Source organism: Sphingobium yanoikuyae (genome assembly GCF_034424525.1).
Classification (GTDB): Bacteria; Pseudomonadota; Alphaproteobacteria; order Sphingomonadales; family Sphingomonadaceae; genus Sphingobium; species Sphingobium yanoikuyae.
The window spans coordinates 2,700,466-2,721,394 of the sequence record NZ_CP139979.1 but is presented as its reverse complement, the minus strand read 5'-3'; the positions used below and the strand labels follow the sequence as shown (position 1 = coordinate 2,721,394).

The window sequence follows — 20,929 nt, the reverse complement described above, 5'->3', positions numbered from 1 at the left end:
GGCATTGTTATTGCCGAATATTTCAACGTATGTCAGCGCAGGGCAAACAGGGGGTGTGCTGCATGACGGATTTTGTGGGGGGCGCCGGGAATGACATATTTTACGGTGACTGGGAGGGTGACGTCCTTGTCGGCAATGGCGGCTCGGATAGCCTGTATGGCGGCGGTGGCACCGATTTTCTGTATGCCGCAGGACGTATGCCGAATTTCTATGGGAGCATCTATTACCTCGCCAATCCACTGCTGGATACCGGCGCGGAAGCCGATTTGCTAGATGGGGGCGAGGGAGAGGATTTCATCTTCGCGGGCTATAATGACACGGTCGTGGGCGATGGCGACGACCGGTTATTCATTAGCCTGATGGGCGCGACCAGTGGCGCAACCCTCGACTTTGATGACGCGACCAATGCGAATGGTGCCGGAACGATCAGCAACATCTGGTTTGTAAACTGGATCCAAGGAAGCAATTTTTCGGACAACATCAATCTGCGCAATCTGGGTGGCGATACCGTCATTTACGCGATGAGCGGCGATGATCGCGTGGTCGGCGCATTTGACACCCAATATATTTCAGGCGGCGATGGTGACGATTATCTCGTGGGTGGACAGTTGACCATCCTCGTCGGTGGCAATGGAAATGACACGCTGATCATGGGCGAAGGCATTGCTACGGCGTCTGGTGATGCAGGCAACGACATCATCTATGCCAGCGCCACTGCCCATGGTGGATCGGGTGACGATTATATCGTGGCGCAATTCACCTATTATGGGCCTGGCCGTATGTATGGCGATGAGGGGAACGACGAAATCCATGTCACTGCAGGCGCGACCTATGTCTTTGGTGGCGTAGGTGCGGATCGCCTGTTCGGGGGCGAAGAGGGCGACTGGCTCGCTTCAGGCGAATTTGTCGCCAATAATTTTGCGGGCTATCCCGATATGGGAGCTGAAAAGGATGTGCTGGCGGGCGGCGCAGGCGATGATGTGCTGTCAGTAGGTGCCGGGGATGACGCCGACGGTGGTGAGGGTAGCGATACTCTCTATCTGTCGTTGGGGGCAGCCAGCGCCGGGGTGATTTTCGATGTCAATGAATTGCGCGGCGGCGCGCCATTGGTTCTGGCTGGTGGTACTCTCCAGAATATCGAAAATCTGGCCTATCTGCGCGGCACCGATTTTGCAGACATAGTGACACTCGCTACTCAAGCGGGATCGGTCGACGTGGACAGTGCCGGTGGCGACGATGTGGTGATAGCCGGCGCCAGTCCCGTATATTTGACGGCCGGAGCGGGCAATGACCGTTTCGTGAGTGGCGCAGGGGCCGATCGCTTTGACGGCGGCGAGGGGCATGATACGATCGATTATTCAACTGCTGCGAGTGCTGTTCAGGTGCAACTGGCGCGCGGTTCTGCAACCAGTGGGGCTGCCACGGGCGGCGACACGCTGATCAGTGTCGAAAACATTATCGGTTCAGCGCATGGGGACGTGCTGGACGGAGATGATGCAGACAATCAGATCTGGGGCGGAGACGGCGATGATCAGATTAGAGGCTTTGGCGGCAACGATCGCCTCGACGGTGGTGCCGGGGCAGACACACTGATCGGCGGTGCGGGCGATGACACTTATTATGTCGACAATATTGGCGACGTCATCGTGGAACTGGACGGCGAGGGCTATGATAGCGTCTTCGCCAGCGCGAGCGTCGACCTGTCGGGCAATTTCGTCGAATATCTCTACCTGACCGGCAGCGCCAATGCGAACGGCATCGGCAATGGGCTGAACAATATCATCCTGGCCAATGCCGGGAACAATGTGCTGATCGGCGGCGAGGGGTTAGACACGCTGAACTATCAGACTGCGACCGGCGTCGTCACGATTTCGCTGGCCGTCACCGGTCCGCAGGTGACCGGAGGGTCGGGCACCGACACGATCAGCGGGTTCGAGAATATTCACGGGTCGCTCTATTCCGACCATCTGACCGGCAATGACGGCAACAATGTCTTTGACGGTTATTGGGGCGGCGACACGATGGTCGGGCTGGGTGGCGACGATATCTATATCGTCGACCACGTGCTGGACAATGTGGTCGAGCTCGCCGGCGGCGGCAATGACGCGATCTACAGCTTCGTATCCTACAGCCTGGCAGGGCGGGACGTCGAGACGCTGTTCCTCGAGTCCGGCATGGGGCCGCTGAACGCGACCGGCAATGCCAATGCCAATACGTTGGTCGGCAACGAGTTCGCCAATATCCTGGACGGCAAGGGCGGCGCGGACCTGTTGATCGGCGGCGCGGGCGACGATGTCTATATCGTCGATGGCGCGGGCACGCGCGTCATCGAGACCGCCGGCGAGGGCTATGACATCGTCCGGACCAGCGTGGGGCTGGACCTGGCCGGCCAGTCGGTCGAGGAAATCCGCGCGACCGGCACGGCAGCGATCGCGATCCGCGGCGGCGACATGGGCAGCCGGATCGTCGGCAATGGTGCAGCGAACATCCTGACCGGCGGCATCGGCGACGACAAGCTGTTCGGCGGGGATGGCAATGACCGGCTGGAGGGTGGCGCGGGGCGCGACTATCTGGACGGCGGGGCTGGCATCGACACGGCAAGCTATGCGCATGCGGCGGCGGGGGTCGTGGTGTCGCTGGCGGTCAGCGGCACGCAGAATACGCGCGGCGCGGGCGTGGACCAGTTGCTGGGGATCGAGAATGTCGAGGGATCGGCCTTTGCCGACCGGCTGACCGGCGATGCGGGCGCCAATGTCATCAACGGCCTGGATGGCGCGGACGTGATGATCGGCGGGGCGGGCAACGACGTCTATTATGTCGACAATATCGGCGACAAGGTGGTCGAGAAGGCGGGGGGCGGCTTCGACACTGTGGTGTCGAGCATCGACCATGTGCTGGCCGCCAATGTCGAGGCACTGACGCTGAGCGGCAGCGATGATATCGAGGCGACCGGCAACAGCCTGGACAATGTGCTGACCGGCAATGCCGGCGACAACCGCCTGCGCGGCGGGACGGGCGCCGACATGATGATCGGCGGGGCGGGCGACGACATCTATTATGTCGACAATGCCGGCGACCGGGTGGTCGAGCAGGCGGGCGAGGGCCATGACCTGGTGGTGAGTTCGGTATCGTTCAACCTGCATGGCACCGGGGCGGAGGATATCAAGCTGCTGGGCAGCGCGGCGCTGAACGCGGAAGGTGATGCCGGGGCGAACCGGGTGACCGGCAATGCGGGGCATAATGTGCTGCGCGGCGATGCCGGCAACGACGTGCTGACCGGCGGCGCGGGCTATGACAATTTCGTGTTCGACACGGCGCTGGGCAAGAACAATGTCGACCGGATCACCGACTTTTCGGTGGCGGACGACACGATCCTGCTCAATGCGGCGATCTTCGGCGCGGCGGGACCGGCGGGCTATCTGGCGCAGGGCGCGTTCCAGACCGGATCGGTGGCGAGCGAGGCGGACGACCGCATCCTCTATGACGCGGCGAGCGGCAACATCTTCCATGATGCCGATGGCAGCGGCGCGGGCGCGGCGGTGCTGTTCGCACAGGTCACGCCGGGGCTGGGCCTGACCCATATGGACTTCATCGTCCTGGGGTGAGGAGACAGGCGGTTCGCGCGCCAATTCATCGGCCATTGCGATGATATGCGGTGTGCGCCAAGTGATTGTTTTTTGAAGTTGAGAGACGTCACAAATAGATTTGATTTCAGTGGGATGGCGATGCTTCATTGGGGTGAAGTCGTCGTGCATATTCGATTTGGGGGATTCGAAGAATGACGGGTAGCGTGAGCGGCCGCTTTGAAGCGCGGGGTGATACGGACTGGTATCGTGTGCAGTTCGAGGCCGGGAAGACCTACCGGATCGGTTCAGGCAATGGCGGGGCCTTCCTAAAGCTGATGCTTGCGGACGGCACCGAATATAGCCCGCCGGGCGCCTATAGCAACGAGATCACGTTCGTCGCGCCCGTGAGCGGGGATTACTGGCTTGCGGCGTCGGACAGCTACACCGGCGCGACATTCTACAGCATCAACGCCTTTGAAATAGAGGATGCCAATCCGGCGTCGTCGGCAACGACACTGACCCTTGCTGTAGGCGAACAGGTGGCGATGACTGGCGCCGTTGCCGACGATTGGTATGCGGTTGATCTGACAGGCGGCCAGTCCTATTTCCTGGATACCGGCCTCGCCACGCTCTACGTCATGGATGCACAGGCCCGTTTGGTCAGCAACGTGTCTTTCGGTCAGTTGCATTTCAGCGCGACGGATACAGGCCGCTACTATGTCGGCATCCGACCTTTTGGTGGCAATGATTACACCCTGTCGCTGAACGCGGTGGCCGACGATTACGGCACATCGGCAGCGGCCGCTGGAAACTTGACGGTGGACGGCCTGGCAACGGGGCTTTGGGAAGCGGCGGCCGATAGAGACTGGTTCGCGGTAAGCCTGACCGCAGGCACTCGCTATCGGTTCGTGACCAGCGTGACAGGCGAAAGCGATGGCTGGGGTTCGCCGCGGATACTCGACGCCGATGGGCAGGTCTTGGCGGCGAGCGACCGAAGCTATTCGCCGCTGGATTTCACAGCGGCTGCCGATGGCGTCTATTATCTGGAGGTGACCAACAGCGTCGGCCTTAGTCAGCCAGACCATATTTGGCAGTATAGCGTCTCGGTCGCCGTCCTGCTCCCGCCGCCGTCGGTTGCGATGGCCATCGGCGAAACCGTAGCGGCGGACTGGCAAAGCGTTGGAGAGCGAGACGTCTATTCGGTCACGTTGACGGACAGCCAATCTTACAGCTTTACAATCAGCACTCCAGAAAGCCCGGAATCCTACATTATTGCGTTGATGGACAAAGATGAAAATGTGGTGGCCAGCGGATATTGGGTGGATGCGACGTCATCGACACTCAACGTGGGCGTTGCGAAAAACGGCACCTATTATTTGACGGTTGCGTCGGCGGCGGGAGCCGGTGACTATATTCTGACGAGCCAGAGCGGGTCGGATGATTATCTGGCAAGCAGCCTTACCACTGGAACCATTGCGGTCGGCGGAACCGCGACCGGAACATTGGAGGGCAATGGCGACAGCGACTGGTTCGCCGTCACCCTGACCGCCCACAAGAGCTATGCCGTATATGGCGGCAACATAACGATCCGCGATGCGCAGGGTAACGCGCTGAACAATGCGTCGGATGCCGACCTTGTCGTTTCGCCAGCGACGTCGGGTATCTATTATTTGGATGTCAGTGGCGAGCAGGGCGATTATGTCGTCAGCATTACCGAACTGACGGGAGATATTGGCGAAGACACGACTTCGTCGGGTATTATCGGTACGACTGTCGTGGGGGCCGATACGGCGGCTGATCGTTTTGTCAGCACCTCCAATCATGAGATCTTTCTGGGGCGCGGCGGCGATGATGTGTTTATCGCGGGTGAAGGCCATGATCGCTATATTGGCGGTCTGGGCATCGACCGGGTGACCTTTGCAGACTTTGCGGCTGGCGTGACGGTCGATCTGTCGCGTGGCGGGTTGATCGAGAACGGCGCGCTCCGCATTGTCGTCAATCAGATCGAAAATGTCGAGGGTTCGGCCTTTGATGATCGTCTGACCGGTGATGATGGAGCCAACCGGCTGATTGGTGGGCTGGGCAATGATCAGGTCAATGGCGGTGCGGGCGATGACCGGATTTTCGGCGGCGATGGCAATGACCGGCTGGAGGGGGGCGCGGGGCGCGACTATCTGGACGGCGGGGCTGGCGTGGATAGCGTGAGCTATGAGCATGCGGCGGCGGGGGTCGTTGTGTCGCTGGCGGTCAGCGGCGCGCAGAATACGCGCGGCGCGGGCGTGGACGCGCTGACCGGCTTCGAGAATATCCGCGGGTCGGCGTTCGACGATCGGCTGACCGGGGATGACCATTCCAACACGATCAGTGGTCTGGACGGCGCGGACGTGATGATCGGCCTGTTTGGCGATGACGTCTATTATGTCGACAATGTCGGCGACAAGGTGGTCGAGAAGGCCTGGGACGGCTATGACACGGTCATTGCCGCCGTCGACTACACGCTGAGCGCCCATGTCGAGGCGCTGACGTTGAGCGGCCGGGCCAATATCGACGCGATCGGCAATGGTCTGGACAATGTGCTGACCGGCAATGTCGGCGACAACCGCCTGCGCGGCGGCGCGGGCGCCGACACCATGATCGGCGGCGCGGGCGACGACATCTATTATATCGACAATGCCGGCGACCGGGTGGTCGAGAAGGCGGGCGAGGGCCATGACCTGATCGTGAGTTCGGTAGACGTCGACCTGCGCGGCACCAATGTCGAGGATGTGCGACTGATCGGCAGCGGGCATCTGGTCGTCCATGGCAATGATGCGGCGAACAACATTCGCGGTAATGCCAGCGGCAACACCCTGTGGGGTGGGGATGGCAATGACGTGCTGACCGGCGGTGCAGGGATCGACAATTTCGTGTTCGACACCGCGCTCGGGGCCAATAATGTCGACCGCATTACCGATTTTACGCCGGTGGACGATGTCATCAGCCTGTTCCGGTCGGCCTTTGGCGAACTGGGCGGACACAATGGGTCGCTGGCCTTCGGCGCGTTCCAGACCGGATCGGTGGCAACCGAGGCGGACGACCGCATCCTCTATGATGCGGCGAGCGGCAACATCTTCTATGATGCCGATGGCAGCGGCGCGGGCGCGGCGGTGCTGTTCGCGCAGGTCACGCCGGGGCTGACGTTGAGCAACTTCGACTTCATCGTTTTGGGGTGATCGGGGGAACATGAGCGTGCCGATGTCGTCCATCGGGCGGCATCGGTCGTTCGTCCCTGGGCCATGCTGCCGGCCGCGTCTTGTCGGCCGGTCATCGAAGCATCGTCCCGCATGCCTGCACTGTCGCTATTCTGACATCGAAACAGGCCAGAGAGCAGCGCGTTAAGCGACGGTTCACGGCCGATGGTGCCGTGTTGACGGTAACAGTTGAGACAAGATCTGGAGTGCCCGACAGCATCCGGATACGCCCCCGGCATTCCCTTGCGCCGGGGGCGTTTTCATGTCCGCTTGCCTTGAATCTCCGTAAATTCCCTTAGGGAATAGCCTGTCGTTTCGTAGACGAATGCCATTCGTCCGGTCGTTCGTCCCCGCAAATCCGCGCTTGGTCGATGGATCGGTCGTTGGCCGATGACGAGGGTTGCCGGTCGAAGCGGACGGGCGGCGAGAGGACCGGGCGCGTACACAGGATGGGCGAACGGGATATGGCGCAACGCCCCCACAAGACCCCCGCCGAACCGTTCGCATCCGGCGCGTCGACGCCCCCTGACGACGCAGGCCGGATGCCATGACAGTTTTGAGGAGACACGCCATGTTCGCCACCGCCAAGATCATCACTGCCCTGAGTGCCGCCGCCGCCCTGCTGGCAGGTTCCGGCATCGCTTCGGCCGAGGAGTTCACGTCCAACGGCCGCACCACCGAGGTCCGCTTCGGCGACCTGGACCTCACGCGCCACGCCGACCAGCAGGAACTGCGCACCCGCATCTCCCGTGCGGCCAGCCGGGTCTGCTTTAGCACCGACATCAACACCATGAGCGCGTGCCGCGCGGCGGCGATCGCCCAGGTCGAGGCGCCGATCGCGACCGCCATCGCCCGCGCCCAGACCAACGAGCGCTATGCCGATGCCAAGGATGCCCGGCCTGTCGTCGGCAACTGACGCCTATCATCCCGCCAAGGGAGGGAGAGGGCCTGGCGCGAGCCGGGCCCTTTTTTGCGTGGGAAAAGGCCCGTCGCCCCGGCCATTCTCGGTATTTCTCCCGATGGCGGAGCCCCGGATTTGCGACGATCAGAAGGGACAGGCTCAAGGGGATAATGGTCATGCGCGCGCGTCTTCCCGGCACTTCGCCCGTCATCATGGCAACGCTGTTGGCCGGGGGGCTGTGCGCGCCCCATGCCTGGGCGCAGAGTACGGAATCGCTCTACGAACCGATCGGCCATCATAGCGGTGGCGACGTGCATGCGGTGGACGAGACGCCCCATTATATCATTCCCGATTTCGCGCCCGCCAAACCGGCCGACCCGAACAAGGAACAACCCTTCTTCAAGATCCGTCTCAGCCTGTCGCTGATCGGCGACTGGACCGATTTCAGCCAGGATGCAGTCAATGAAAGCCAGATCGGCCGGCAGGAGGACGAGTTTCAGGTGCGATCGGCACGGCTTAGCCTGATCGGATCGGTCGGCGGCGATTATCGGGTGAGCTATCAGGTCAGCGGCGAATATAAGGGGTTCGACACCAACCCCGAGCAGAAATGGAAGCTGACCGATGCGTCGCTGACCTTTCCGCTGGGCAGCCGCACCAAGATGACGGTGGGCAAGACCAAGGAGACATTCTCCTACGAAATGGTCGGGGATTCGGCGAACCTGCCGCATAGCGAGCGCGTGCTGACGCCCTTTTTCACGTCGCGCAATTTCGGCGTCCGCTTCGTCCAGGTGCTGGGCGCGAACAAGGCGGCGACCTTTTCGGCGGGTGCCTACAAGGATAGCTGGGATTTCGGCAGTTCGACCGACCGTGGCTGGGACTATTCGGCGCGCATGACCGGGCTGATCTGGGACCGGCCGGATCATAATGAATTCCTGCATGTCGGCATGGCCTATCGCCATGCCGCGGCGGACGGCACGATCCGCTATAGCGGCCGGGCGGAAACCAATGTCGGCGACGTCGCGATCGACACCGGGAAATTCGCGGCGCAGAGCAGCGACGGCTTTGCCGGCGAGGCGCTGCTGAATGTCGGGCCGGTGTCGTTCCTGGGCGAATATATATTGAACCGGACCAATTCGCGCGAATTTCGCGACCCGGTCTTCCATGGCTGGTATGTCACCGGCAGCTGGATATTGACCGGCGAAACCCGGCCCTATGACCGCAATGTCGGCTATGCCCGGCGCGTCATTCCCAAGGGCCGCTGGGGCGCGCCCGAACTGGTGGCGCGCTATTCGGAAATGGACCTGGACGATAATGGCATCGAGGGCGGCCGCTTCAAGAAGACGATGCTGGGGCTCAACTGGTGGGCAACGACGCGCTGGAAATTCGGTGCGACCTGGGGCCATACCTGGCTCGACCGGTTCGGCGAGCGCGGCGAGAGCGACACGGTGCTGACCCGCATCCAGTGGATCTATTGAGCGCGGAAGAGCGTGTTTTGGAAAATGCGCGGAAGGGCGCATTTTCAGTTCGGGCCGGTGCGGGTGCGCCGGCGGCGCACGTCCAAAAGGCCTCTCAGCGGCCGGTCATGGCCCGTGCATTGGCGAGATAGGTGCGGCCGATGCGGATTTCATTGCCGTCGGCCAGCGCCGCGAACCAGACGCCGCTGCCATCATGGCGCAGCCGCGCGATATGCGGGCGGCGGACGATGTGCGAGCGGTGCAGACGGACGAACGCCTGCGGATCGAGCCGCTCCTCCAGCGAACTGATGGTCTGGTGCAGCAAATAGCTATGGGCGCCGACATGGAGGCGCATATAGTCGCGCTCCGCCTCGATCCGGTCGATCTGATCGGCGGCGATGCGGACCAGTTCGGAACGGTGCGGCACCCAGAATTCCTCGGCCCATTCCGGCGCGGGTTCGGCCGGGGCGAGGGGGGCGTCCTCCTCGCCCTCGCGGCTGCGCAGCGCCTGTTCGACCCGGTCGACCGCGCGGGTCAGGCGATCATGGGCGACGGGTTTCAGCAGATAATCGACTGCGGCGAGATCGAATGCCTCGACCGCGAAGCTTTCGAAGGCGGTGACGAAGATGATCGCCGGGCGGATGCCCATCTGGCTGATCGCGCGGGCGACGCCGATGCCGTCGAGCAGCGGCATGGCGATGTCGAGCAGCAGCAGGTCGGGCTTCAGGGCCTCGACCAGGCGCAACGCCGCCTCGCCATCATTGGCGGTGCCGACCAGCGCGATGCGCGGTTCGCGCGCGCACAGCATCTGCAATCGCTCGACCGCAAGCGGCTCATCATCGACGATCATGGTGCGGATGGACATGGGCGTCAGCACCCCCGGCGGTTGAGCGGAAGGAAGAGATTGACGGCAAAGCCGCCATCGGCCTGCGGACCATAGTCGATCCGGCCCTGATCGCCAAAGCGGGCGGACAGGCGGTCGCGCACATTGGCGAGGCCGATGCCGCTGCCGCCATCGCCGGGGCTGGGCGGCTTGTCGCCATTGTCGGCGACGGTGAGGTGCAGCAGGCCATGCTCCTCGCGCGCGCGGATGGTGATGGCGACCGGGCTGGAGGTGCGCGAGACGCCATATTTGATCGCATTTTCGACCAGAGGCTGGAGGATCAGGCCCGGCACGCAGGCGGTCAGCAGGTCGGCGGGAATGTCGATCCGGGTGGCCAGCCGGTCGGGGAAGCGCACCGCCTCGATATCCAGATAGAGTTTCTGGAGATGGACTTCCTCTTCCAGCTGCACGTCATCGAGCGGATCGCCGGTGAGGCTGGTGCGGTAGAAGTTGGAGAGCGACATGATCATCTGTTCGGCCTCGTCACGCCGGTCCTTCATCACCAGGGAGGAAAGCGAGTTGAGCGTGTTGAACAGGAAATGCGGGTTCACCTGATAGCGCAGCGAGCGCAGTTCGGCCTGCTGCGCGGCGCGTTCCAGCCGGGCGGCGCGGCGTTCGGTGCGATGCGCCTCGCTGGCATAGGAGAGGGCGAGATAGAGGCCGGCCCAGGCGGCGAGGAAGAAATAGCGGCTGAGCGCATCTTCCAGGATCGCGGTCAGGGCATAGCCCTGTTGGGTATATTTCTCATGATCCGCATCGGGGAACATGCTGACCGGATCATAGATGTTGAAGACATAGAAATTGGCCGCCGCCATGGCGAGGGCGAAGGGCGCGGCGAGCGAGAAGGCGGCCACCACCCGGATCGTCAGCGGCTTGCCGTCGAACCGTCGCAGCACCAGGTAAAGCACCCAGGTGACGATGATGCCGATCAATGTCACCACCGCGCGGCGGGCCGCCATCTCGATCTGGGAATCGAAGCCGACCACCGCCGCGCGCAGGCTGATCAGCACGGCGTAGAAGAACCAGAAGCCGATGATGGAATAAAGGGCGACGGCAGGCGCCACGCCGCGTGGCCCGTCTTCGGTGGGAAGTGTCATGGAGGATATCTACGCCAGCTTGCCGGCGCTGTCGCCCCCTGCGCGCGATGCTGGTCGAAGCGGCTTGGCGGTTGGTCGAAGCGGCGGCGTGGGGAACCGGCATTGGTCCCTGTCGGTTGATCCGGCAGGAGAAAAGGAGACGCGCAGATGAGCGATACCAGACGCGAGAGCGAGAAGAAGCTGGACGAGGCGCTGGAAGACAGCATGGACGCGTCGGACCCGCCCGCGACCAGCCGGCCGGACGATGACGGCGAACCGGTGCCGTCATCGGGGTTTCCCGAAAAGCCCCGGCCCGAAAAGCCCGAGCGTCCCTGATAGCGGACCGCGAAGATCCATGTTATTCCAGTCGGGCAAGCGCGGCCCCGACCGCCATCAGGCGGCAGGCCGGCTTCCCCGCGCGAGAGGAGCAGACGACGATGCCGACTTCCACCACCCCCGCGATCGAACGCATTGCCCGCGTGCTGGCCGGGCGCCAGCTCAGCCTGAATGGCGGCGGCCAGGATCCCCATGCGGCGGGCGCGGTGGATGCGGCCTGGCCCGACCATGTCGACGATGCCTATGCGATATTGCACACGCTGCGCGAGCCCGATGCCGACATGGCGCGGGCCGGCGATGTGGCGGTGTGGCGCAGCATGATCGGCGCGGTGCTGGAGCGGCGTGCGGGCTGAACCGGCGACACGCGAAATATTAACCCGGTCGTGGCAGGGAGCGCGCAGGAGACTGCGCCATGTACCACATCGAATTTCGCCATGATCTGAACCTGCTGGACATCAAATGGTCCAAGCTGTTCACGGCGCAGGAAGTCGCGGCCTATGCCCGCGAGTGCAAGGCCCGCTTCCTGGCCGAAGGGTTCAAGCCGGGCTATCTGTTGCGCATGGACATGAGCGCCAGCAGCGCCCAGCCGCAGGAGGCGGTCGCATCCTTCCGCGCGAATCTGGGCGATTTTCCCAAGGCCCGGCGGATCGCCATCATAACCGGCAGCGCGATCACCCGGTTGCAGGTGAAGCGCGAAATGACGCAGCCCTATCTGCGGATCTTCGATGATGCGACGGCCGGCCTCGCCTGGTTGCTGGAAGCCGAAGCGGTTGAAGCGCAGGCATAATCCTCCGTCCGTCGCATTTCACAAAAATATCATGTTGCACTGCAAAACGAAATCTGGTCCCTTGTGACAATCGGTGGGACAGGTGCCCGTTAAGCCTTTGCTAACCATGTGAGGCGCATGTTCTGCTGATCGACTTCAAGTCGGAGGGCATGAGCAATGGGCACGAGTGCAAGACCGGCGGACGGGGCCATTACCCTGGCGGAATTGCGGGAATTCGCCAGTTTCCCGTCGGCCACGCAAAGATATATTCGCAGATCGCTGGACATCGGGCTGCATCGCCGCGACGCGATGAAGCTATGGTCGCGCGACATGGTCGAGGAAGCCAGCATCCGCGCCCAGGCGCGCATCTATGGCCGGCTGGACGAGATCAAGGCGCATGTTCCCGACGATAGCGGGCTGGACCAGGTGGAGCCGTTCATGGCGCCGCTGGTGACGGTGTCCGCCTTCGACCTGGGGCAGGACCGGCTGGCGAGCTTCTCGGCCTATCGCTTCCTCTATGAGCGGCTGCTGGGGGCGGGGGCGCGGCCCTGGCTGCCGGGCGCCTTCTGTGCGGCGGCGAGCCTGCCGCATTTGCATCCCGAAAAGCGCCGGCTGCTGTTGCAGTCGATCAGCGAGGCGGCAGCCACGGCGGTCGGTTGGTCCAACCGCGAGCCGACCTTCTACCCCGAATGGGTCGAGAAGGTGGACCTGTCCAAGGCCAACTGATCCGGCCTAATCCTGCCGGCGCCCCTGGGGAGGGCGCGGGCGGGGTGGCGGCTTGGTTGCTGGTCTGGCGGCGGCATTCGGCCTGTCCTTCCTCCGCCTTCTTCACGGCGCCGCGCGCATGAACCGCGCGGCGCGCACCTGTACTCCATCATCTCTTGCTCTCGAAGAACAGGAAAACCACAGCCTTCACCGGGTGGGATTGGGTGGGTCGCAGACAGGTCTTTATCCCGTCATGCCAGCGAAGGCTGGCATCTCTCTGTTCTTCTCAGAGCCCAGAAGGAAGTGAGATGCCAGCCTTCGCTGGGATGACGGAGTTGGGTGGTTTGCGGACTGGCGGGTTCAGCGTCACTTTGATCAAAAAGCTGACGATAAAACAGCAGCAAAGAAGGCGGTTTTACTGACTTTCCGGCGGGTTATGTCGCTGATTTTCGACCCGACTTAGCGTTGTCTGGCCGGTCGCTTGCAGTGCCTTGAGCACGCACCCAGTGACGCTCAAGTCTTTTGCGGGATAGATTATCAGATCGTCATTTTCGATCCTCACCATTTCTGGATTGCCCCCGCAACTGTGCACGATGGCATCAACTTGCATCTGCGTAAGCTTGCCCGCGCGAGTTTTGATGGGTGCATTGGGGTCAACGCATCCTGTCATGGTAAGAAGTCCGCTGATTAACGCGAAAAAGCGGGATTTCATCTTTGCATCCATCAACAAAATTTCGTCTGTGCCAAGGCAATAGGGCGCACTCGAATTGTCTTCAATGGGGCGGAGCAAAGGGCAACCTGAAAGACTGATTTTGGTCGATGACTGCCGGGCTGCTTTTAATCCGAAAGGCCGTTGCGTCACGATATGCAGGATGCGAGCATTTGACTGCTGATGACAACGCTCATGGAGACTCGATGCTACCCCTTGTCATTCTGGCTGCTATATCCCGGTGTGCATCGGCACAACTGTGCCCAACAGATGCAGAAATCTTGGAAGCTGTCAGCAGTCAGGATGATGAAACGGTTTATTCGGCATCAGCGCAATACGCCAATGACTATCCTGATCACATAACTTTCGTTCATGCTATCCGGATTACCGGCCTATCAGATGTGCTATGCAGCGATGAACTTTCTTCCGATCCACCTTCAATCACCTGCCGTTTCACCGTGAAATACGGGAAGCGGCGTTCCTTTCAAATTGCGCGGTTGGAGAAGCAGGAAGGTCGCTGGGCAATAGCTGCTGCGATTGAGGTGGTCCGCGATCGGAAATAGGGTGGGTAGCGGACTGGTCCTTATCCGGTCATGCCAGCGGAGGCTGGCATTCCAGGCAGGCGAACGCCGCCTAAGCAGATAGCGCGAGACGGCTGGCCTCTTTCTCCGCGCTCTTCGCGGCTCCGCGTGATTCATTATTCGCGCGGAGCCGCGAAGAGCGCGGAGGGGAAAGAAGGAAGGGCGGGAATGGGTGGGTAGCGGAATGGCAGCTTACGGGAAGCATCGGTATATAGCAGTTAGTTAACTACTGGTCGCTGAACGCCCCAACGTCCTTCCACGCATCGCTTCTGTTTGCATAGGCCGCTTGCAATTACCTGCTGGCGAATTTCGGAAGCGCGGGCCGCCGGAACGCCGGGTTCAAACTCTACCCACAGACGACCGGCTCCTTTCGGCTGCGCCGCATACTCTCGCATGTATGATACGAATTCAGCGTCATTTAGGTTCTGGCCGTTCCATTCGAGGCTCCCTGAACGTTTGATTTCGACACGATAACCGTCTCGAAATCCGGTGGTCTGATCGATGGGAATAGCCACGTCTTCGTGGCTGTTGCATGCGCATAGCGTCAACGTAGCAATGCAAATCAAGCCGGTCCGCATGTGGCCATGCTTACGTTCACAAGCGACTGTCCGCTACCGAGAAGTTAGGGGGGATGTTCCAACGGCCACAAGTGGTCGAAACCTGCCAATCGCAACGGGCGTCATCCTGACGGAGGTCAGGATCCATTTTGCACTACGCCAGATAGGGACTGCTGAATGGATCCCGGATCAAGTCCGGGATGACGGATATGCCAAGGTCAGTTTTTGGGAGAAGCCGTGGAGTAAGTGGAGGGCGCTCTTTCTGGGCGCCAGCCATCAAGGCTTCATGGCGGGAGACGGTGGGCGTCCCGCTGCAAAAGGCCAGAGGCGGGGGCTGGAGATCACGAAGGTCAGGCTGATCGACATTCGGTTGCGGGCCGGTGCTGGATGCGGCTCGGCAGATTTCCGGTCCTGGCGGCCAGGCGGATCGTGCGGGCAAAGAAAAAGGGGCTGCGCGGCGGCAGCCCCTCCATGATCCCGATCGGGCCGGTCCTCAGCGGATCGGCGAGTCCGGCGACAGGCGCATGTCGAGATAATTGTCGACCGACTTCATCAGCTGGTCCAGCTCATGCTCGAAGAAGTGATTGGCCCCCTTGATCTCGTCATGATGGATGGTGATGCCCTTCTGGGTGCGCAGCTTGTCGACCAGTTTCTGCACCGCGCTGGCGGTCACCACTTCGTCCGCCGTGCCCTGGACGATGATGCCCGACGAGGGGCAGGGCGCCAGGAACGAGAAATCATACATGTTGGCCGGCGGCGCGACCGAGATGAAGCCGCGGATTTCCGGGCGGCGCATCAGCAGCTGCATGCCGATCCAGGCGCCGAAGGAGAAACCGGCGATCCAGGTGGTCTGCGCTTCGGGGTGGAAGCTCTGCACCCAGTCGAGCGCGGCTGCGGCATCGCTGAGTTCACCGATGCCATTGTCGAACGTGCCCTGGCTGCGGCCGACGCCACGGAAGTTGAAGCGCAGCACGGCAAAGCCGCGCTTCACGAAGGTCTTGTAGAGTGCCTGGGTGATGCGGTCGTTCATCGTGCCGCCGCCCTGCGGATGCGGGTGCAGGATCATGGCGACCGGTGCGCGCGGGCGGGGCGGGGGGCTGAAGCGGCCTTCGAGGCGACCTTCGGGTCCGGGGAAAATGACGTCGGGCATGGCACCTGTTATGGTCTGGGCTGCCACGGGGCAGCGGGGAAAGGGTCCGTGCGCGCGCCGGGGCTTGGCCATATGGCCTTCACGCTGGCGCAGCGCGGCAATCCGCCTATATAGATGCCGCCGCCATTTCCGCAATCAATGAGTAGTTCCGCTTGGCCGCCGACCGCCTTTATCTCGATCATGCCGCGACCACCCCGATGCTGCCGCAGGCGCAGGCCGCGATGGTCGCCGCGATGGCCGGCTGGGCCAACCCTTCCAGCCCGCACAGCGACGGGCGCGCGGCGCGGGCGATGCTGGAGGATGCGCGGCGGCGGATCGCGGCGGCGCTGGGATGGGATGGCCATGTCCTCTTCACCTCCGGCGCGAGCGAGGCGATCGCCATCGCGCTGACCCGCGCCAAGGCCGCGCGAATCATCACCTCGCCGGTCGAGCATGATGCGGTGCTGCGCGTGACCAGGGATGCCGAACGGCTGGCGGTGGATGGGGATGGCATCGTCCTTCCCCCTCGTCATCCCAGCGAAGGCTGGGATCCCGCTTCTTGTGGGATGTCGGATGAAGAAAAGAGAGATCCCAGCCTTCGCTGGGATGACGCAATATTCGCGATCCAGCATGTGAACAACGAGACGGGCGTGATCCAGCCACTGGCGGATTTCCGGCGCGCGGGGTTGCTGCTGTTTGCCGATTGCGCCCAGAGTGCGGGCAAGCTGGCCCTGCCCGACGCCGACATGATCGCGATCAGCGCGCACAAGTTCGGCGGGCCGCCGGGGATCGGCGCGCTGTTGATCCGCGACCTGGCGCTGGTGGAGCCCAGCGGCGGGCAGGAGCAGGGCTATCGCGCCGGCACCGAAAATCTGCCGGCGATCATGGCGATGGCGGCGGCGCTGGAGGCACGGGGCGACTGGATGCCGGTGGCGGCCGCGCTGCGGGCAAGGCTGGACGCCGGGATCGAGGCGGCGGGCGGGCAGATCGTCGCGCGTGACGCGCCGCGCCTGCCGGCGATCGCCAGCTATCGCATGCCCGGCCTGTCGGCGCGGGCGCAATTGATCCAGTTCGACCTGGCCGGCATGTCCGTGTCGGCGGGCAGCGCCTGTTCGTCCGGATCGCTCAAGACCAGCCATGTGCTGGGCGCGATGGGCTGGGACGCGGCGGCGGCGGGCGAAGTGGTGCGGGTGAGTTTCGGCCCGCAGACCAGCGCGGGCGATGTCGATCGCTTCCTGGCCACATGGACCGCCATGGCGGAGCGGGCGGGCCGGTGATCTATCTCGACTATCAGGCGACGACGCCGCTGGCGCCCGAAGCCTTCGAGGCGATGGTGCCGCTGTTGCGCGACCAGTTCGCCAATCCGCACAGCGCGCACCGCGCCGGCCGCATGGTCGCGGCGCAGGTGGAACTGGCGCGCGATGCCATAGGCCAGTTGCTGCCGCCGGGCGGCAGGCTGCTCTTCACCTCCGGCGCGACCGAGGCGCTCAATATCGCGATCCAGGGCGCGCCTGCGGGCGGCATCGTCACCATCGCGACCGAACATGCCGCCGTGCTGGATACGGTGGCGGTGATGCGGCGGATGGGCCGGGCGGTGACGGTCCTGCCGGTGGATGGCGACGGGCTGGTCGACATGGAAGCGGCGGCGCGGGCGATTGTGCCTGGCGTGGCGCTGGTCGTCGCGATGCTGGTCAATAACGAGATTGGCGTGATCCAGCCGGTCGGTGCGCTGGCGGAACTGGCCCATGGCGCGGGCGCGCTGTTCCTGTGCGACGCGGTGCAGGGCTATGGCCGGGTGCCGATCCCCGACCCGTGCGACATGGTGGCGATCAGCGCGCACAAGATCCATGGGCCAAAAGGGATCGGCGCGCTGTGGCTGCGCGACGGGGTGAAGATCGACCCGCTGATCCATGGCGGCGGGCAGGAAGGCGGGCTGCGGTCGGGCACGCTGTCGCCCGCCCTGTGCGCGGGCTTTGGCGTGGCGGCGCGCCTGATGCGAGAACAGGCCGAAGCCGATCGCGCGCACATCGCGGCGCTGTCTGCGCAGGCGCACGCGCTGTTCGCCGACTGGACGCTGAACGGCAGCGCCGACGCGCGTTATCCCGGCAATCTCAACATTCGTCGCGCCGGGATCGACGGCGCGCGATTGTTGTCCGATTGCCGCAATATGTCTTTTTCGCTCGGCAGCGCTTGCGCGAGCGGGTCCGGGCGGCCTAGCCATGTGCTGCGCGCCTTGGGTCTTTCAGACAGTCAGGCGCGCGGATCGGTGCGGATCGGTTTTGGCCGATACACGACATCGGCCGAACTGGAGGAGGCTGCGAAGGTGATTAACGGGGCGGCGACCGCACAAGCGGCGCCGTGAGCAGGGAGCATCGCATAGCATGACCATGGTCACCTTCATCAGCGCCGACGGCGAAAATCGACTGGAGGTCGATGCGCCTGCCGGGGCCGTCCTGCTGGAGGTTGCACAGGCGGCGGGTCAGCCGCTGGAAGGAACATGCGAAGGGCAGATGGCCTGTTCGACCTGCCATGTCATCGTCGATGCCGCCGATTTCGACCGGCTGCCGCGCGCGAGCGAGGATGAGGAGGATATGCTGGACCTGGCCGCTGCGGCGACCCGCACCAGCCGCCTGGCCTGCCAGATCATCCTGTCCGAGCAACTGGACGCGCTGACCGTCCGTATCCCCGGCGAATTCAACAATATGCAAGGTATGTAAGCCATGGCGCTGCGCAAATCCCTGTCGCTGGCGGCGCTGACCGCCTGTCTCGTCGTGACCCTGCCGCTGTCGGCCGCGCCCAAGAAGAAGGCGCCGGCCAAGAAGGCCGAAGAGGTGCCGACCCTGCCGACATTGATGCCGCCCGCACCACGCTATCTGGTGCCGCAATCCGCGCTCACCTCCGTCCGCAATCCCAAGGAGATCGAGGAGGAAACGGGCGGGCGCATGGGCATCGCGCTGGTCGATCGCGAGGGCGCGCTGATCCTGGGCTTCAACCGCGATGATCGCTTTGCCATGTGCTCGACCTTCAAGGCGCCGCTGGCCGCCGCCGTGCTGATCGGCGCCCAGGGCGGCAAGTTCGGGCTGGAGGGGGAGATACCATTCACCAAGGACGATATTCTCGATTATGCGCCGGTGGTGAAGAAGAACAAGAAGCGCGGCCGCATGTCGATGGCCGAACTGGCCGAGGCGGCGGTCGAAGTGAGCGACAACAGCGCCGCCAACCTGTTGCTGCCGATGCTGGGCGGGCCGGAGGGGCTGACCTCCTTCATTCGTGCCCATGGCGACAAGATCACGCGGCTCGACCGTATCGAACCCGAGCTGAACGAGAATGTCGCCGGCGATCCCCGCGACACGACCAGTCCGGCGGCGATGGCCGGGCTGATGGGACGGTTGCTGTTCCGCGATATGCAGGCGGCCGATGCCGACAGGCTGCGCGGCTGGCTCAATGCCAGCACCACCGGCGACAAAAGGATCAAGGCGGGCCTGCCCGAAGGCTGGACGTCGGGCAGCAAGACCGGCAGCTGCGGCACCGCCTATAATGACGTCGCACTGGTGAAGTCGCCGGCGGGCGAGGAATATATATTGGCCATCTATCTCGACCGGCCGACCGTGGACGACAAGAAGGCCGAGGCGGCGATCGCCGAGGCCGCCCATTCGGCGCTGGAATTCGTCAGCAAGGCGCAGAAGAGCGGGCTGGACTGAGTTGCAAGAAGGGCGGGATCGTCAGTCGGCGATCCCGCCCTTCAGGCCATTTATTGCTTCTGGACGACGAAGGTGTGCGACACACCTTCAATGGCGCGCAGGTCGGTGCATTCCCGGACTTCCAGCGTGACGCAATTCTGCTGCTGGATGATGCGGAAAATCTCGTGCTGCGGCAGGGCGTTCATTTCCATCGTGGGCGCGGTTCCGGCCAGATAGTCCGTCACGCTGAATTTCTGGCCCTTGAGATAGGTGGGGATCTGCACGATGGCCACGCCACCCGGACGCAGCGTGCCCAGAAGTCGTTCATAGACCGCCGCGATGATCGGCGGCGGATTATGCTGAAGCACCAGGCGGCTGTAGACCAGATCGAAGGTGCCCAGTCCCAGGATGTCGTCGACAGTCTTGATCTGGGCAAATTTGGCGTTCGTGACGGAGAGCAGTTCCATGCTCTTCGCCGCTTCGCGCAAATGGCTGGGTGAGATGTCGACGCCGAGGATTTCGCGCGTGTGCGGCGCGAGCGCGGCGGTGAGGCGTCCGACGCCGCAACCGAAATCCATCACGCTGTCGAAGCCCGTTGCAGGCAGGCCGGCGCGGCTGAGATAGTTCAGCGCGATCTCGATATCGACCTTTCCATAGGCGAAGAAGGAGTCGAGATGTTCCTGCAGCGTGTCCTGGAAAAACACGGGGTTGGTGAGCACCGACCAATGGGGTTCGGTTTCACCGAACTTGGTCCAGTTCGCCGCGATGCCGTTGAACATGGCCTGCAACTGCTCGGGCGTGCAGCGGACTTCGACATTATTGTCCTTTTCGCCCATGAGTTGCCCGATGGCGGCGATGTTGGCCGTCAGTTCCTTGCCGACGCCCTGATGAAATTCTGCGCTGTTGATGAAGGCGTGGCGAAGATCCTGCCAGTTCGCCGCCTTGGCGTGGAGCGCGATGTCCGCGGGATCTTCCGGTTCACGTCCGAGTAGGAAACGATAGCAATGCAAGACAGTTTCGTCGGAAACAGACATATATGCACCTCCCATCAGTCGCTATATCAAGTAAAACCTTCATCCTCGCGTGGTGCTGGAAAAGCTCTTCAAAGATAGATATTTTGTCAAATATATTTGCGATATGTTGGTCTTATTTTCGGTTTATCCCTTGTAACAAGGCTTGTTTTTTCAGTTGTCCCATTTTTTTGGGATGGTCATTGCTGTCTATGTTGGGGCACGACCCTGACTGGCTGGGACGGCTGGCGGCATCCGACAATGACGATCCGTGCCGTGGCGCGCCGGCGTGCGCGGGTCGGTGCGGTGATGCCCCTTGCCTTCCTGTCATGAGTTCGCCATATGC

The 20,929-nt window shown here is 62.8% G+C and carries 18 protein-coding genes; 13 read left to right on the top strand and 5 right to left on the bottom strand.

Going from position 1 to position 20,929, the window contains the following annotated elements:
• The first annotated feature begins 62 nt into the window (after positions 1–62).
• From U0025_RS12500 to U0025_RS12485, 4 genes are all read left to right on the top strand, one after another.
• A complete protein-coding gene (locus U0025_RS12500) occupies positions 63–3,605 on the top strand; it encodes a calcium-binding protein (protein ID WP_004207719.1) in 3,543 nt (1,180 codons plus the stop codon).
• 173 nt (positions 3,606–3,778) lie between these two features.
• Entirely contained in the window at positions 3,779–6,778 is a 3,000-nt protein-coding gene (locus tag U0025_RS12495; protein WP_004207718.1) for a calcium-binding protein, read from the top strand.
• 589 nt (positions 6,779–7,367) lie between these two features.
• Entirely contained in the window at positions 7,368–7,712 is a 345-nt protein-coding gene (locus tag U0025_RS12490) for a UrcA family protein (protein ID WP_004207717.1), read from the top strand.
• 161 nt (positions 7,713–7,873) lie between these two features.
• The gene (locus tag U0025_RS12485) at positions 7,874–9,172 is read left to right on the top strand and encodes an OprO/OprP family phosphate-selective porin (protein WP_254792311.1); all 1,299 of its coding nucleotides are present in this window, start codon (positions 7,874–7,876) and stop codon (positions 9,170–9,172) included.
• A 94-nt stretch (positions 9,173–9,266) separates the two neighbouring features.
• Here U0025_RS12485 and U0025_RS12480 read toward each other — a convergent pair whose 3' ends face one another.
• Both U0025_RS12480 and U0025_RS12475 read right to left on the bottom strand, forming a co-directional pair.
• The gene (locus tag U0025_RS12480) at positions 9,267–10,016 is read right to left on the bottom strand and encodes a LytR/AlgR family response regulator transcription factor (RefSeq protein WP_004207715.1); all 750 of its coding nucleotides are present in this window, start codon (positions 10,014–10,016) and stop codon (positions 9,267–9,269) included.
• A 5-nt stretch (positions 10,017–10,021) separates the two neighbouring features.
• The gene (locus tag U0025_RS12475) at positions 10,022–11,131 is read right to left on the bottom strand and encodes a sensor histidine kinase (RefSeq protein ID WP_004207714.1); all 1,110 of its coding nucleotides are present in this window, start codon (positions 11,129–11,131) and stop codon (positions 10,022–10,024) included.
• A 147-nt stretch (positions 11,132–11,278) separates the two neighbouring features.
• Between U0025_RS12475 and U0025_RS12470 the strand changes: the two genes are divergently transcribed.
• From U0025_RS12470 to U0025_RS12455, 4 genes are all read left to right on the top strand, one after another.
• On the top strand, positions 11,279–11,446 hold the full coding sequence (locus tag U0025_RS12470; RefSeq protein ID WP_004207713.1) for a hypothetical protein: 168 nt from the start codon (positions 11,279–11,281) through the stop codon (positions 11,444–11,446).
• Positions 11,447–11,547: 101 nt separating this feature from the next.
• Positions 11,548–11,799 carry a hypothetical protein gene (locus U0025_RS12465; RefSeq protein ID WP_004207712.1) on the top strand — a complete coding sequence of 84 codons (252 nt, stop codon included), beginning with the start codon at positions 11,548–11,550 and terminating at the stop codon, positions 11,797–11,799.
• 59 nt (positions 11,800–11,858) lie between these two features.
• A complete protein-coding gene (locus U0025_RS12460; RefSeq protein ID WP_004207711.1) occupies positions 11,859–12,233 on the top strand; it encodes a hypothetical protein in 375 nt (124 codons plus the stop codon).
• Positions 12,234–12,389: 156 nt separating this feature from the next.
• Positions 12,390–12,938 carry a hypothetical protein gene (locus U0025_RS12455; RefSeq protein WP_004207710.1) on the top strand — a complete coding sequence of 183 codons (549 nt, stop codon included), beginning with the start codon at positions 12,390–12,392 and terminating at the stop codon, positions 12,936–12,938.
• A gap of 394 nt (positions 12,939–13,332) precedes the next feature.
• Here the strand turns inward: U0025_RS12455 and U0025_RS12450 are convergent, their stop codons facing one another.
• Positions 13,333–13,629, bottom strand: a complete 297-nt coding sequence (locus U0025_RS12450; protein ID WP_157225181.1) for a hypothetical protein — start codon at positions 13,627–13,629, stop codon at positions 13,333–13,335.
• 170 nt (positions 13,630–13,799) lie between these two features.
• Between U0025_RS12450 and U0025_RS12445 the strand changes: the two genes are divergently transcribed.
• Positions 13,800–14,189 carry a hypothetical protein gene (locus U0025_RS12445; RefSeq protein WP_139278796.1) on the top strand — a complete coding sequence of 130 codons (390 nt, stop codon included), beginning with the start codon at positions 13,800–13,802 and terminating at the stop codon, positions 14,187–14,189.
• A 1,068-nt stretch (positions 14,190–15,257) separates the two neighbouring features.
• On the opposite strand, the gene U0025_RS12440 is transcribed toward U0025_RS12445, so the two are convergent.
• Entirely contained in the window at positions 15,258–15,914 is a 657-nt protein-coding gene (locus tag U0025_RS12440; protein WP_004207708.1) for an alpha/beta hydrolase, read from the bottom strand.
• A 152-nt stretch (positions 15,915–16,066) separates the two neighbouring features.
• On the opposite strand from U0025_RS12440, the gene U0025_RS12435 reads away from it, so the two are divergent.
• Genes U0025_RS12435 through U0025_RS12420 form a run of 4 tightly spaced genes read left to right on the top strand, consistent with a single transcriptional unit; the run spans position 16,067 to position 19,594 of the window.
• Positions 16,067–17,170 (top strand): cysteine desulfurase family protein, encoded by a 1,104-nt coding sequence (locus tag U0025_RS12435; RefSeq protein ID WP_004207707.1) that lies wholly within the window; start codon positions 16,067–16,069, stop codon positions 17,168–17,170.
• On the top strand, positions 17,137–18,255 hold the full coding sequence (locus tag U0025_RS12430; RefSeq protein ID WP_004207706.1) for a cysteine desulfurase family protein: 1,119 nt from the start codon (positions 17,137–17,139) through the stop codon (positions 18,253–18,255). Before U0025_RS12435 ends, U0025_RS12430 begins: the two co-directional genes overlap by 34 nt.
• Before the next feature lie 19 nt (positions 18,256–18,274).
• Complete coding sequence (locus U0025_RS12425) at positions 18,275–18,610, top strand: 2Fe-2S iron-sulfur cluster-binding protein (protein ID WP_004207705.1); 336 nt, start codon at positions 18,275–18,277, stop codon at positions 18,608–18,610.
• A gap of 3 nt (positions 18,611–18,613) precedes the next feature.
• On the top strand, positions 18,614–19,594 hold the full coding sequence (locus U0025_RS12420) for a class A beta-lactamase SGM-6 (RefSeq protein WP_004207704.1): 981 nt from the start codon (positions 18,614–18,616) through the stop codon (positions 19,592–19,594).
• 50 nt (positions 19,595–19,644) lie between these two features.
• On the opposite strand, the gene U0025_RS12415 is transcribed toward U0025_RS12420, so the two are convergent.
• The gene (locus U0025_RS12415) at positions 19,645–20,607 is read right to left on the bottom strand and encodes a class I SAM-dependent methyltransferase (protein WP_004207703.1); all 963 of its coding nucleotides are present in this window, start codon (positions 20,605–20,607) and stop codon (positions 19,645–19,647) included.
• Positions 20,608–20,929: the final 322 nt, after the last annotated feature.